Origin of the sequence: Brachybacterium sp. UNK5269, assembly GCF_049266655.1 — a bacterium.
GTDB lineage: Bacteria > Actinomycetota > Actinomycetes > Actinomycetales > Dermabacteraceae > Brachybacterium.
On record NZ_CP184883.1, the window covers coordinates 3,205,655 to 3,220,848 of the forward strand.

6 protein-coding genes and 1 pseudogene are annotated in these 15,194 nt (G+C 68.3%); 3 read left to right on the forward strand and 4 right to left on the reverse strand.

The annotated features are described in order from the left end of the window. Window positions 1-4: 4 nt before the first annotated feature. Window positions 5-1,516 carry a glycosyltransferase gene (locus ACOJUI_RS14925; protein WP_422115724.1) on the forward strand — a complete coding sequence of 504 codons (1,512 nt, stop codon included), beginning with the start codon at window positions 5-7 and terminating at the stop codon, window positions 1,514-1,516. A 4-nt stretch (window positions 1,517-1,520) separates the two neighbouring features. Continuing rightward, window positions 1,521-3,299 (forward strand): hypothetical protein, encoded by a 1,779-nt coding sequence (locus tag ACOJUI_RS14930; protein ID WP_422115725.1) that lies wholly within the window; start codon window positions 1,521-1,523, stop codon window positions 3,297-3,299. Window positions 3,300-3,380: 81 nt separating this feature from the next. Here ACOJUI_RS14930 and ACOJUI_RS14935 read toward each other — a convergent pair whose 3' ends face one another. Beyond that, entirely contained in the window at window positions 3,381-4,115 is a 735-nt protein-coding gene (locus ACOJUI_RS14935) for a hypothetical protein (RefSeq protein ID WP_422115726.1), read from the reverse strand. 624 nt (window positions 4,116-4,739) lie between these two features. Beyond that, window positions 4,740-5,635, reverse strand: a pseudogene (locus ACOJUI_RS14940) (DUF6270 domain-containing protein). 125 nt (window positions 5,636-5,760) lie between these two features. On the opposite strand from ACOJUI_RS14940, the gene ACOJUI_RS14945 reads away from it, so the two are divergent. Next, the gene (locus tag ACOJUI_RS14945; protein WP_422115727.1) at window positions 5,761-7,995 is read left to right on the forward strand and encodes a hypothetical protein; all 2,235 of its coding nucleotides are present in this window, start codon (window positions 5,761-5,763) and stop codon (window positions 7,993-7,995) included. 33 nt (window positions 7,996-8,028) lie between these two features. Here ACOJUI_RS14945 and ACOJUI_RS14950 read toward each other — a convergent pair whose 3' ends face one another. Beyond that, window positions 8,029-10,629, reverse strand: a complete 2,601-nt coding sequence (locus ACOJUI_RS14950) for a heparinase II/III domain-containing protein (RefSeq protein ID WP_422115728.1) — start codon at window positions 10,627-10,629, stop codon at window positions 8,029-8,031. Beyond that, window positions 10,626-15,140: a glycosyltransferase gene (locus tag ACOJUI_RS14955; RefSeq protein ID WP_422115729.1), complete on the reverse strand. Its 4,515-nt coding sequence runs from the start codon at window positions 15,138-15,140 to the stop codon at window positions 10,626-10,628. Before ACOJUI_RS14955 ends, ACOJUI_RS14950 begins: the two co-directional genes overlap by 4 nt. Between the last annotated feature and the right edge of the window lie 54 nt (window positions 15,141-15,194).

A 15,194-nucleotide genomic window follows, 5' to 3' on the forward strand; every position in this document is an offset into this window, starting at 1 on the left:
ACCCATGGCCAACGCCCAGCTGAGCATCACGAACCCCGAGCTCGACCTCCATCAGTCCGGGGTCGTCGTCTTCCGAGGCACCGGACCTGCCGGCGCGACCCTCGACTTCGCGTTCGCCGCCCGGCAACACGCGCAGCGCACCGTGAACCGCTCGGGCGTCTGGGAGATCAAGATGCGCGTGCCCACCGGACAGCGCCGCATCGAGGCGACCGCCACCTTCGCCGACGGCACCATCGAGACCGTGCGCCGCAACGTAGAATTCCTCGACTCGACATCGATCGCCACGCTGTCCTCCCCCGACTCGCTCTCCGCAGCAGCGGACCTCGCTCAGCCGCCGATCGTCTCCCATGCCCGCCTGGGCATCGGTGTCACCGATCCCGTCTGGTGGGAGCTGCGCTACGAGACCCTGCGGCACATCATGGTCCCTTCCCTGGTCAATGCCCACGTTCCCGGTCACCGCCTGCTCCTCGGCATCGACTCCGCGATCTCACAGGACGTTCTCGAGAAGCTCAAGCTGATCATCGAGGACTGCGGTGCGGGGGAGTTCGCGGACCTCGTCTTCATCGACTCGGTCTGGAGCTACCCCGCCGCCGTCGAGAACTACCTGCGCCTGCACTTCGGCAACGTCCCGGTGATCATGCACGGCATCGACGACGACGACGCGGTCTCCGGGGACTTCTTCCGCCTTGCCCGCGAGAAGGTCGCCGCCGAGGACCCGAACAACGTCCAGCTCCACACCTTCCCGTTCGGCCTGATGTACAACATCGAGCTGCACCAGGTGCAGCTGGGCGTCTTCCCGTGGCACTCCATGAACCAGTTCACCTATGGGTACCCGGACACGATCCATATCCTTCGTGCCCACAGCCACAACCGGATCCAGTTCGAGGGCGAGCGCCGCGGCTGGGTCGTGCGCGTCCACGAGGACGTTCACCTGGGCTACGTCTACACGCACCACAAGCAGTCGGACTCCGGCTACGTGAAGCGCCTGGAGACGATGCGTCTGAACGACCAGTCCTTCCCCCTGGGCACCGATCAGGCCGCCTACTTCGGACTTCATCACGAAGAGCTTCTGGACCTGTCGCACCGCATCAGCGCCATGCCCTCGGTGACCGGCCGCACCTGGCTGGTCTCGACGCAGTTCCAGGACGCCGAGCGCGACCTACTCAAGGCCTCGAACAGCATCAAGCAGCTCCGGCTCAACGCCACCCGCGAGATCGTCGAGCGCGAGGCGGAGGCCGTCCCCGCACCGACCGCTGCGGTCGAGGGCAGCGACGCGAGCGATCCCGGCCTGGTCCGTTTCGTCGGCGAGTACCTGCCCGAGCACTTCGTGCGGATCTCCGTGGACGGCACCGACCGCGCCAGCCTGTTCATCAACAAGAACGGCCGATGGAATTATCCGATCCGGCTCGAGCCCGGGCAGCACGTCGTCGAGCTCGTCGGGGTGTCCCCCCGTGCGGCGACCTCACCCGCGACGTCGACGGAGTTCACCGTCGACGCCGCAGCGGACCAGCGGTGATCCCATGAGCTTCCTGTTCGATGTTCACAGCCCCGACGACGCCACCAAGGGCTACGCCCTCGATCAGTCGATCACCCTGGTGGCCGGCACCGCGCGGCAGTCCCCGTCAGGACTGACCTATGTGGTGGCGGGCTTCGCCGCTCTCGGCGAGAGCCTCATCTCCCCGGACGAGCCGGTCGGGGAAGCGATCCTGCGCCGGGCGCTCGACGATCCCGGCTCGCTGTCGGTCGACCTCCACGGTGCGGCGGCACTGTTCGTCCACGACGCCCGGACGGGCAGGACCGTCGCGGTCAACGATCCCTTCGGTGCCTGCTCCCTGGCGATCTATCGCGATGCGAAGCGCACCGTTGTCAGCACCGACCTGAATCTCCTGCGGGTGCACCTCAAGGAGAACGGAGTGGTGCTGAGGAAGTCCATCAGCCACCTGGCCTCGATGTTCGCCACGGGTGTCGGTGGCTTCGCCTCCGCACCCTACGAGGACGTGACGATCCTCCCGATCGCCACCTGGGTGACGGCTACGCCCTCGGGCGTGGAGACGCAGGAGCTCGACCTGGCGGCCCTCGTCTCGGAATGGCAGGCCACCGAGTACGACGACGGTCTGGACGCGGTCCACGCGGACATCACGGCCACGTTCCACGCTCTCGCATCGCGCCACGATGTGGCACCGATCGCGCACCTCACCGGCGGCGCGGACTCGCGCCTGGTGCTGAGCTTCCTGCAGGCTCGCGGCATCGACGGTCGTTACCTGTTCTACTGCTCCGGCCACCCCGGGGAGATGGACCGCGTCGTCTTCGAATCCCTCGCCAAGCACTATGACCTGCGGGCCGCCGTGGGCTCCGGCATCAGCGTGCTGCGCTACCCGGCCTCCCTCGAGGAGGAGCTCACCGGCCCCCTGGACTATTCCAGCGGTCTGAACATGTCGGGCCCCACGAAGGACTGGGCCCGCACGGACACGCTGATCCTGTCCGGCGGCTACGGGGAGACGTTCCGCAGCCCCTACGGCGCCGATCCGGAACTGGTGATGAGCTCGACGCCGCGCGAGCGTCTCCAGTTCGCGTGGAGGAGCAACCTGAACGTGGGCGGCGCTCCCGGTTCCTCCTACATCTCCGACGACTTCATCGACGCCCTCGCCGAGGCGACCGATCCGATCGTGCAACGAGGTCTGCGCGCCGGGCTCACGCCGGACGCCGCTCTTGACCTGCTGTATGTCGCGCGCAACCGCATGTTCGTCGGGAACCTGACCTACGATCACAACGACTTCGTGCGCCGCATCGATCCGCTGTACTCCCTGAAGGGTGCCCTGTTCGCCCTGACCAGGCCGCTCGACGTGCGCAAGGGCAACGTGATCGGATTCGACCTCACCGCGCGGAACACACCGGACCTGCTGCGGCTGCCCTTCGATTCGCCCCGCTTCACCGAGGACTACCTCCGGAATCGGTCCCTGCCGGAGCCGCTCGAGTTCGCGCATGCCGACCGGCCCCTGCGCACCGCGACCCCGCTACGCATCCCGACGCGCGAATACCCGGTGATGTACCGGCCGAAGCCGACCCCGGAACAGGAGAGGTTCGCGAAGGAGAAGAAGGCCTCCCTGCGCCAGGTGGTGTGGGCCGAGACCGTCCGCAGTCGGCTGTCCGAGATGCTCGGCAAGGTCGATCTGACCGATTTCGACCGGGTCTTCAACGCCGATGTGGTCCGTTCCGCGCTTGCCCGACCCTTCCCGAACCGCGTCGTCATCCGGAACATGATGACCTTGTACGCGCTCATGCAGTGGTACGAGCACTGAGCATCCCGTCCTGCGGACATGAGCAGCGCCCCGGTCAGGTGACCAAGGCGCTGCTCATGCCAGCGGCTGCGCCGCGAGGGATCAGTGGGTGCCGACGGCGCTGGTGCCGGGCCCGTGGACCAGGACCGCGGAGCCGTCGGTCTTCTGGACCTCGATGGTGAGGTCGTCGGTCGCGGCGTCGTCGACATCGACCGTCACCATGTCGTGGTGGGTCTCGGCGGAGATGTCGAAACCGGTCTCGGCCAGAACCTGATCGCCATCGGTGACGGTGACGGTGCCCGCGGAGCCGACGCCCTTCTCCACCATGTCGCCGCAGGCGAACTTCTTGGTGTCATCGCTCGTACCGCCCTGCGAGGAGCAGGCGGTGAGCTTCACCGAGACGGTGCCGGTGAAGCCCTCGGGAACGTCGATGGAGAAGCTGTCACCGCCGTCGACCGCGGTGGTGGTCCAGTCTGCCTTCTCGACGAATGGGGTGCCGCCCTGGACCTCGGCCTCGTCACGGGTGACGACGACGGCGCTGCTGGTCCCCCTCCACTTCGCCGAGGGCTGTGCGACCTTGACCTTGATCGAGCAGCTCGAGCCGGAGAACGGCACATCCTGGAGAACGGGGCCCTGGGTGGTCGTATTGAATGCTCCGGAGTAGACGCTGACGCCGTCGCAGATGGTCGAGACGTACGTCGGCAGGTTCGGCGCGGTCGAGGACGACGTCCGCGTGAATCCGAGGGCGATGGAACCGGTACCGGAGGCCGTGGCGACCGTGACAGTGTCCCCGCCGGCGCGGAGCGTCGTCGGATGGCCCTCCGGAATCTCCTCCACCGCGACGATGATGGGGGCAGATGCCCCGGCCGTATCCTGCGCCTGCACATCGGGGGTGTCCGTCTCCGGCTCCTCCTCGACGGGAAGGAGGGGAACGGTGCTCTGGATCCCGATGGGCTCCGTCGCTGCGGTGAGCTCCGATACCTCGACGACCGGAATGGTCTGCGGCTCCGGTGTGCCGGCTGCGAGTGTGCCGCCGCCGGTCGCGTGGACCTCCGGCACGAGCGCCGAGGCGGCGCCGTTCGCGACATCGTCACCCCGCGGCGTGTATGCACCGAGTCCGAGGACACCGACCAGCGCCGCTCCGGCGATGACGGACTTGAGGGCGCGAGAAGTACCGGCACCTCGAGCGGATCGAGATTCTGAAGTTCGGCGGAGGGTACGGTCGCGCGTACGCATGAAGGGCATAGTCCTGTGTCAGTTCGGTAGGGTCGGGACGCTGCCGATTTCCGACAAGTCGCACGCCGATGCACCAAGGCCGAGACCCCGGGCGCCCTCAGCGCGCTGCTCCCTCGGATCCCGCAGCCCCTGACGCCATTGTGACTGAGGAACCCTGACCTGCCCAGACAGAAGTGATGAATATGAGATGAACGGTGCACCGCCGGTTCGTCCTTGAAGCGCTGGTCAAGGGTTCTCGGGCCGGACGCCATGGTATGGCTCCGTGGGTGGCGCTGGACCGCTGGGCACGGGGTCGGCGGTCTCGTCAGTGACGTGCGGGAGGCGCTCGGGCTCGGGTGGCACCGGGCGCACCTGCCGCTTGCCGTCGTCACCGCCGACGAGGGATTCGATCTGCCGTGCCCAGTGGATGTACGCCTCGTCGACGTAGTGGTAAGGAGCCGGGCCCCACTTATGGCATTCATGCGTCCTGACAAGCTCCGCTGGGAGTGGGAGAACCGTGATCCCTGACGCCTCGATGCGCTCCACATAGGGCGCGAAGGCCCGCGCCCACTCCTCTGCACTGCGCTGGTCCTCCTCGTCGATCACGTCCCCGGCGACGTCATGCGTCGCCCACTGCGGGCCGAGAACGTAGGTCCGGGAGTGCAGACCGACCGCATCGAGCAGGGTTACGAAGCGGTCCAGCGCCTCCCCCAGAGCTCGAGGTGCTCGGGCGTGCTGAACCTGATCGGGCTGCCCGCCGCCTCGAATGCCTCGAGGATCCCGGAACGCAAGGAATCCGGGGTGATCGTGCCGAAGGACCCGTCACCGAGCGGTTGCACACCCGAACGCTCGTCGGTGAGGTCCCAGATCACGAGATCGGTCCGGGGGGCGTCCTCGGTAAGACGTGCGAGCAGGTTCGACGCGAGATCGCCCTGGACCATGCGGTGCTGCCATGCGGAATCCAGGCGATGCCCTACCTCGAAGACGTATGCCGGTGTGGTCGCGCTGATGATCGACTGCCGCGCGACGTAGGCCCGCCGGTAGAAGCGATGGCTCCACATCTCCTGCAGGTCGCGCGACACACACGAGCCGAACAGGAACACGTCGAGCTTCTTCTGACCCATAGCTTCCGATTCTGCCATGGCCAGGCACACCGCTCGTGCCCACCGGTCCGACGGCAGCGGCTGCGAAACGTGGTCCTCGAACGTCGTGCCAGAGCGGACAATGGACACGACGGGCAAGGGCCCGTCCAGTCAGGAGCACGCGCATGGGAACCCAGGGAACCGACGACGAGCAGGCGCAGAACGGCCACGACGCACGGGGCGCCACGAACCCGACCCCCGAGGAACCGGGCTCACGTCCGAAGCAGAGGGCACGACGCAACGTCCTGATCGGGGCGGGCGCGGTCGCCGGTGCCGGACTCATCGGCTGGGGCCTCACCCGCATGGATCTGGGAGGCGAGGGGACCGGTCCGGGGACCAGCGAAACGGCAGAGCCGACACCGGCCGCGCCATGCATCGCGGAGCGCGACTTCCCGGAGCAGTTCCCGATAGACCTCGAGGAGCAGGCGGCTATCGCCCTCGAGGCGAAGACCCTGGAAGCGCCCTTCACCCAGGTTTCCGTTCAGGACGTCGCCGTATTCATGGGCACCGACGAGCGCGAGCGCCTTCTCATCACGCAGCACGGCGCGACCGGCCAGATCCAGCTGATCCCGATGGACGGCGATTCGGAGACGGTCCTCCACCACGTCGAGGTCGGGGTGAATCCCGGCGTGGCCGTCGGGAGCGGGGTGTGCTGGTTCGTGACCCGTGAGGACGGCCGCGTGCTGTCCGTCGGCCCCGACCCCGACGTCCTCCAGGACTTCGGCAGCGTCTCCCCCGATGCGACCAGCCTGTACAGCCCGGTGCTCGGTCCGGGCGGTATCGTCTTCGGCGGCTCCTACCCGATCGGGGCGGTGTGGAAGATCGACCCGGCCTCCGGGCAGATCACAGTAGGTCCGCAGATCGGCGACAACGAGTACGTCCGCAGCCTCGCCGTGATCGAGGGCCGTCTCTTTGTCGGGACCGGCGGCAATGAGCCCGGACTGTACGAGATCGATACGGAGTCGCTCGATCCGATCGGCACCCACGCGGTCCCCGGCATCCGCGAGGGAGGCTCGGTCTCTCGCCTCGTCTCCATGCCCGGCGGGTCCCTGCTGGTCTATCGCGATGAGGAGGATGGCGGCTCTGACGGCGTGTTCTTCGAACCCGACAGCGGTGCGTTCGGAGCGGAGCTCTCCCCCGGCGCCTCCACCCGGTCGCTCGCGATCGACCCGGCGGACAGCACCATGGTGTACGTCGCGGCCGACCGTGTGCAGCGGCTGGACCCCCGAACATATTCGGTGAGCGACGCAGGACTCTCCACCATCGCGAATCCGACTGCGGTCGTCGTCCGCACCAACGGGACCATCGTGGGAATCTCGCCTGATCCCGATGGTGCGGCGGCCGTGATCATGGCGCCGTTGACCAGCGCCGGCGACGCGCAGAGCATCGCCATCGTCCCGAGCGCTCACGACATCACCGCGGTCATCCCGATGCCGCAGACCGAGCAGATCGCGATCGGCGGCTACCAGGCCGATGGCATCGTCGTGGTCGACACCGAAGGCGCTCTGGTCGCCCGGACCGCCGAGGACAGCGGCGTCCAGCAGGTCGAGGGAGGCATCGAGAGCGGGGAGGGCACGGTCCTCGTCGGGTCCTATGGTGAGGGACGCCTGCACGAGGCGGCCGTCGTGGAAGGCGAACCTCTCCTCGAGGCGCAGCAGATCGCCGACCTGGGCGAGGAGTTCGAGCAGGCCCGGCCCGTGTCCTGGGGCCGGCTCGAGAACGGATTCACCGTGGGCACCGTCCCCGAGCAGGGGCGGGTGGGAGGGATGATCCACACCCTCGAGCGGAACGGGGACTCTCTGTCCGCAGGCGCGGTCGTGGAGGATCCTGCGGACGGACGCTCCGTCGTCGGCATCACCTCGCTGGGAGGGGACGAGCTCATCGTGACCACATCGGTGCTCGGCGGTTATGGCTCCGAGGCGACCGCTGACAGCGCGGAGATCATGCGCCTGTCACTGACCTCCGGGGATGTCGTCTGGACGACACCCGTCGACGTCCTCGACGTCTACACACCGCACGTGCAGAAGGACCGCGTCTTCTGCGGCACGACCGATGGACTGTTGGTGCTGGACGTGGAGTCCGGCGAGCTCCTGGCCCACACCGTGATCGGTGAACCCGCCGACAGCGCCGGCTACACCTCCGCTCGGATCGAGCCCTGGCAGGCGGAGGGACGCTTCATCCACGTGGCTCGCGGGCAGCTCAGCGTCGTCGACCTGGTCGATGGCACGGTGGCACGAGGGTCGGATGGAGTGGGTTCACCGCTAGCTCTGATGGGCGAGCACGTCTACGCCGCCTCCGGGGCGAAGCTCGTGCAGTTCACCCTGCCGAAGGACCCGGATCTGGCCGCCTGCGAGGACTGAGGGGCGCGCCGGCGCGCCCCTCAGGGCTTCTCCTCAGCGGACGCGTACCGTCCCGGTGGTGAAGGCGGCGATCTCGTCCCCCTCACCATCGCGGACGTGGATGCGGAGCCGATGCGGCCCGTTGCCCTCGTAGGAAAACCTCCGGAAGCTCCCGGCCGCATAGGGAAGGCTGGCCACCTGTTCCTTGCCCTTGAACACGCGCACCGCGATCAGGACATCGCTTCTCTCGAGGACGTCGACGAGGAATTCCTTGCGCCGGCGGTCGTAGGCAGCGATGTATCGGATCCCGGGGCCGTCGTGCATCGACGCTTCGTTGTTCAGCAGGTTCGAGAGGACTTCCTCGGCGTCCACGGTCAGCAGTTCGGACAGCACTGCATGCTGCGACACCTCCAGGTCGAGCAGGGAGACTGCTCGTTCCGTGCTCTTCCGGGCAGTGCTGCTGGACAGCACATCGATCGGTGCACGGGGCCCGCCGCTGGGCATGTGGGCGAACCACTCCGCGATCCGGTCTGCGCGCGGATCACCTGCTCTGAACGGGATCACGGGATCCAGAGAGATCAGCGGCGCACCGGTGGAGAGCGCGGCGATCGCGGCCGGGACATAGCCCTCGCCGACCGTCGCAAGGATGATCTCCACCCCACGGTCCCGCTGGCCCCTGATGAACTCCCAGAGCTCGCCCGCGAGTTCCTCAAGGAACCCCAGCGCGCCCTCGATCCTTTCGCTCTCCGTGATCTTCCGGGAGATCCCCGGGACATACCAATAGGGTCGATCGTTCTTTACGAGTTCCCCGGTGAGACGCGCCCTCGCGTCGACGCTGTCGTACCGCGACAGGATGAGGACCGCCGCGTCGCCGCGCTGCGGTGACGCCGCGGACGGGATCCAGGACAGCGAACGACCACTGACCGTCAGCGGGTCTCGCGGCGTCCTCTCCTCCTCATTCCAGACGAACCCGGAGAGCCGCACCTCCGTCTCCAGCTCGAGATCGGCGCACTCGACATCGACCGTGATGACAGGCGCCGGGACTCGCTCACCGAAAGTGGGGAAGTACCACCCCTGCGGAGCGCGACCTTCTCTACCCTCCACCACCTCGAGGAAGATGTCGGTTTCGGTCCGGAATTCCATTTCCATGACCTTCTGCGTGCCGTCGAAGACTTCGACGCCCTTCTCGCGCAGCACCGCGCGGAGACCCGTGCCGAGGTGCCACAGAAAGCGCAGGGAGGCCTCACCGTCGTGCGAGGTGATGAGGTCGTGGATGCGCACGGTCGAATCTGCCGGTGCCTCACCGTGGTCGACGCGAAGCCGCCGCGTCCAGCTCCGCCCCGGATAGCGCCGGGTGGTGCCGGCGACATCCATACGGTCGTCATCTGCAACGGTGAGCGCGAGTTCATTGAGCGGGGACCGCTCGAGGAGGCGGACCTCCGGCGGCTCGGTGCGCGGAAGACCGGTCCCGTTCACCACCATCGAATTGTGAGCGGACGAGGAGTACGCGTACTTGGTGAACGGATCGTCCCAGTTGTATCCGTACGCTCCTGCTTCGCACAGCAGGTCCCGGCCTCCGGACCGTAGATAGACGCTCTGCTCGTCGGAGTGCTTGTGGTAATCAGCGTTGTACGCGCAGGTGAAATGGACGTATGTAGCGTCCTCGTCACCCCACGCCGAACGGGTCATCCCATAGCCGGAGGCGGGGAAGACCGCGGTCCGCGACAGGGGACGGGACCCTCGGCGCCCTCCGGTCGCCGCATACTCGAACTCGCCGCCGGCAAAGGTCTCGATGTTCTCGGACGTGTCGAGCCGTCGTCGGTGCGAGTCGGACACCGGCGGGAACAGCGCCTCGGGGGTGACGCAGTGAACGGCGTATCGCACCGCACCCGGCAGGAGCTGCTCATAGAGTTCGGCAGCGTCGGATGCCGCCGAGACGAAGAGGGCATCGAGCACGGGCAGGTAGCGCGAGACCATCACGTGGTACGTGGGGGTGTTCTCCACATGCACGCCTTCGGGCGTGAAGCAGGCGGAGAAGTAGGTGTGCAGGCGCTTCGCTGCGAGGTCCCACGCCTGCGCGCCGAGGGTGCTGTGGCTCGGCGCGACGAGCACGGACCACGCGAGCAGCGCGAGATCCTGGAACATGCCGTGGTTGTTCACACCGCCGTAGAAGCCGGGCTCCATGAGTACCGCCGCGGTCCGCTCCGCGAACCCCTCGAAGAACGCCCGCTGTTCGACGGTCAGCGTGAGCTGGTCGAGCACCCCGACGACACCGAGCAGCCTCTGCGCGGTCGTCTCGTCATGGAAGGCCATCTCGGGGGCGGTCTCCCGCGCCCGGCCGAAGCGTTCGTCCCAGGCCAGGACCATCTCATGCAGGAGGGCGCTGAGCTCGCTCGCCTCGCCCGCGGTCAGCTGGGGGCCGGCCCCCACCCAGTCCACGAGGAAGGTGAAGCCGTGGGCGTGACGTCCCCGCGCACGGTCGGTGCCGTACTCCCAGAGCGTCGACGGGTTGATCGGAGCCGTCGTCTCGGCACCGAGGCGGACGCTGCGATCCCGCAGGGAGTCGCGTGCACGCTCGATCACCCAGACGCCGTGGTTGACGGGAAGGAGCTTGCGGGCGCTGTCCTTGACCGCACGGGCGTCGCGGAGCGTCACCGGGTGGCACCCGCGAACAGCAGCTCGGAGAAGCGGGCGAAGACGCGTCGCTCGTCGAAGGAGGCGATCACCGGAGCGAGGTCGGCGTGGCGCTGCTCGCGCGCCGGGCCGTCGAGGAGGCCGTCAGCCATGCTCTCGATGTCGGGGAACAGCATGGAATCCGGGTAGATGAGGTCAGCGCCGTCCCAGGCCAGGGAGACGGCTTCTGCGCCGCTGGCCGCACCGTCGGCGAGAGTCAGGTGGAAGGACTCGAAATCGCTCGTGGAGATCACGATGCCGATGTCCTGGTACCACGCCGCCATGTCGTCGCCGTGGGGGTCGAAGATGACGATCTCCTCCCCGGCCTCGGCGTTCAGCCGATCGATGCGCTCGTACAGCTCGCGGTAGTAGCGCATCTCCTCCGGCCGCTTCTCCATCCAGGGGTACTCCTCGGGACGCCTCCCCTTGATCCGCAACCGGAACCGCGGATCGGCCAGGTGCAAGCGCTCCACGAGGTCGATCGCCAGGTCGAGCCGCTTGCGCTGCGGAACGATGCCCACGAGGCCCAGGGTGTGCCGGGCGCCGTCGCGCTTGGGACGAGCGAGGGCGTCGGTGCGGACGAAGTTCGGCACGACGACGGAGCGGTCCTCCGGGACGCCGTGCCCCTCGACCGCCGCGCGACGGATCAGCTCGCCGACGAAGATGAAGGTGTCCACGGCCTCCATGCGGATCGTGCGCAGGTAGGGAAGGTCGATCTCCTGGAGGTGCACCCGCACGATGAGCTTCTGGGACCTGGCCAGGTGCTCCGAATACCAGACCGCATTGCCGAGGCCCCACTCGCACCAGACGACGTCCGCGCGGTCGAGGAGCTCCTCGGAGCGAGCCTCGTCGTGGCCGCTGTGGCCCGCCCACTGGTCGATGAGCACGGTGTGCCCCTGGGCCTCGAGGTCGGCGATGTAAGGGCTCAGGAACTTGAGGTCGTGACCGGCGACGAGGACCGTGAGCCGATCCCCTCCGCGGTCCGCGGCCTCGCGAACGATTCCCTCGACGGGGTCGGAGGGATCCGGCTGGGCGACGGGCGTCGGCGGGACGACCAGCATCAAGCCTCCGGCCTGGCCATCGTCATCCTCGGATCCGTTCCCGGCGAGGAGGGTGAGAGCGCCGACGCGGCGGTGCTCGTCGCCGAGGGGGAGCTCGCGCGCCGGTGCGGCGAGGAGACGCGCGTCGTCGCCCGGTGCGTACTCCCGTGCCCCGACCCGCGTGTCACCGCGGAAGCGATGGGCGATGAGCAGGTCCTCCGCGAGGGTGCGCGAAGCGAGTCCCCGGAGTTCGATCAACGCCTCGGCATCGTTGTCCCCTGCCCAGGTGGCCGAGTCCTCGATCGGGACGACGGGCAGCTCGGTGAGGGCGGAGGCCGCCTGGGCGTCCTGGGCGGGGACAGCGATCGCCGCGGGCGGAGTCGACTGACCGAGCGCCGTCGCGAGTGACTGCTCCGAGCCGTCCGGCAGGACGGCCACGTACGCAGGATCGCGCAGACCGTCCACGGCGATGCCGACGGTGCGGAACATGATCGCGAGAGCCGTTTCGGTGGTGTGCGACCGAGCGATGACCCGGAGCTGGAACCAGGCCTCGTCGAAGCGCTGCGCCGGAGCGTTGTCCCAGCCGCGCAGGAGGGCGCGGTGGAAGGACGGATCCGCGGAGGCCGGGATGGCTCCGCCGAAGGTCTCGACGACGCCGCGACCAGGGCCGCTGAGCACGACGCCGCCGCTCGCGGCCACCTCGACCACGCGACGGGAGAACATCGAGGGGCTGTCGGCGACCGAGTTGACGTTGAGGTTCACGTAGTGCGACCGGTACGCGTCGAGCACCTCGTGGTACGGCAGCGAGCCGCGCACGTTCGGCGCGAATTCGTCCGGGAAGCGGTACGGCGAATCCGGCTTGTCGTACTGGCGATCGTAGATCGTCAGCCCGTAGGGCGCGGCCGCCCGCAGCAGGCCGGCGAGCTCCTTCGACCGGGCGGCGTAACGCTCGCCGTAGAACGTCCCGGCATACATGGCGCTCGGACGGCCGAGCGCACGGGGCGACTGCACGGGGTTGTGCAGGGTCGGTTCCGCGTAGAACGGCAGCGCGGAGGCGGTGCGAACAGTCGATGCCCCTGAGGCCAGATACCTGCCCACCAGCGAGGCGTCGGTGGTGAACACGTGGTCGCAGCGCACGGCGGCGCGGACGAAGCGCCGGTAGTGGATCGGGTCCTCCTTGTTCCAGAAGAGAGTGGGGATTCCCTTCTGCTTCGCGCCCCACAGGAGGCGGCGAAGAGCGGCGAACTGCGTGTCGTCGTAGTACCCGACGCCGTGGAACCACTCCCCGCCGTTGCCCTCCCAGGCGGACTCGATGAGAACGGCATCGAGGTCCTGCTCGAGGGCCGCGAGAGGATCTTCCCGAGAGATCGGGACCACCTGGACGCGATGGCCCAAGGTCTCCGTGGTGAACTCATCGGCGACGATTCCCACCCGGACGCTCCCGAGCGGTCGGCGAGGAACATCGGTCAGTGCCGCGTCCCAATGCCGGGAGGCGCTCTCGTAGGCGGAGCTGATCCCAGAGCTCAGTGCGTTCCAGGTGCGTTCGCGCACCACCCACAGGCGGCCGGCGCGAGCAGCGGCGCGGGCCAGTTCGGGGTCGACAAGGACCGCCGCAAGGGTGGCGGCCAGCGCCTCGGTGTCGCCGGCGGGCACCAGGAACCCGCGGCCACTGCCCTCTGGCACCAGATCAGCCTGCGGCGTCACATCCGAGAGGATGACAGCCTTGCCCGCGGCGAGCGCCTCGAGCGGCTTGAGCGGCGAGACGAGCTCGGTCACGCGGGTCGACAGGCGCGGGCACGGCATCACGTCCATGATGCTCATGAGGCGCGGAATGTCCTGCGCGGGGACGCGGCCCAGGAAGGTCACGTCCTCTTCGAGGCCGAGCTCGGCGGTGAGCGTGCGTAGGTCGGAGCTCGCGGCTCCGGATCCGGCGATGATGACCTGCACGGGAATCTCGCGGTCGCGGATCCGGCGCACGGCCTGGAGCAGCACGTCCAGGCCCTCGTAGGCCACGAGGCTGCCGGCGAACCCGATGACGGGCCGGTCGAGCTCGACGCCGATGCTGCGGGCGTATTCGACATCGGCGGGCAGCGGCACGAACTCCTTGTCGTTGACCGCGTTGGGGGCGAGGGTGATGCGAGGGCCTTCGACGCCACGGGCGATCAGCTCATCGCGCACCTGCACGGTGATGGCGAGGACGTGATCCGCCTCGGTCGCGACGATATTCTCGAGCTCGACCTGCAGGGCGAACCGCTCACTGTCCTCCCAGCCCTGCTTGGAGACGGCCTCCGTCAGCTCCCACAGCCCGCGGACCTCGTACACGAAGGGGATGCCGAGCCTGCGGGCGGCGATCAGCGCGGGCAGCGCCTGGCGGAAGTTCGAGGCGGCGTGGATTCGCTCGGGCCGCCGGATCTTCGCCTCGCGCACGTAGGCGTCGGCCGCCTTGAGGATGTACTCGTCCAGCGGGTCCCGGTTGAGGTCCGCCCCGGGGAGGTGGACGTACTCCACTCCCCCGAGCTCGCGGACGTCGCGCTCCTGCTGACGAGGTGCCGCGTCCCGATGGATGTCCCAGGGGTAGCCGATCCGGGAGACGACGGAGACGTCGACGCCGCTCTGCTCGAGGCCCTCGACGAGCCCGCGGGTACGGGTGGAGTAACCGTTCGAATCGTAGATCGGCGTGGAGTGCACGCAGTACATGACGCGGCCGTGCTCGACGCGATAGGCGGCGTCATGCGCGCGCGGCGGCACGGTGACGCGTCCGTCGCGCAGGCGCGACTCACCGTGGATACGCGCGACGAGCTCCTTGCCTTTGTCGGGCAGCTCGTCCACGAGGTCGGGGTGGTCGGTGAGCATGGTCTCGCAGGACGTGACGTCTCCGCGCTGGAACCATGCGCGGTTCAGGAGCGCGTTGAGGACGTCCACGCGGGGCTCGGTCTGCAGACGCTCCTCGAGCTGCTCGTAGGTGAGCTCCCACAGCTTCGGGGCTGACGAACTCTCGCCGGCGGAACCGGAGCCCGCGGCGTCGGTCGATGCGGCTCCGGTGATCGACGCAGTCTCGGGGCTCGGCAGCGCCATCATGCCCGAGCCCTGCTGCTCCCCGGCGTCGGGTCCGCGGCGGAACACGGAGGCAGGCTTGGTGATCGCCCGGCCGATTCGCATGCTGCGGGACCCACGGACTCGCTCGAGGTCATCCTTCAGCCGACGGCTCTCCTTGCGGTACGCGTCGAGGGCGCCGTGAGCGCTCGCAAGCCGGCGGGTGAGGTCCTCCTTCTCCCGCTCGAGCTCCTGGTTGCGCTTCTCGAGCTGGCTCTCCGTGGACGCCCGCTCCCGCGCACGACGGTCCCGCTCCACGAGCCCGTAGTACTTGCGGTGCAGTTCTTCGGGATCCGAGACGAACTCGTCCAGAACCATCTTCCGCGTGAGGTCGGGGTCCCGACGCTCATCTCCATGCATGGACTACTCCTCCGACGTGTCGCCTGTCGTCCCGTTCCCGGCGAACAGAGCACG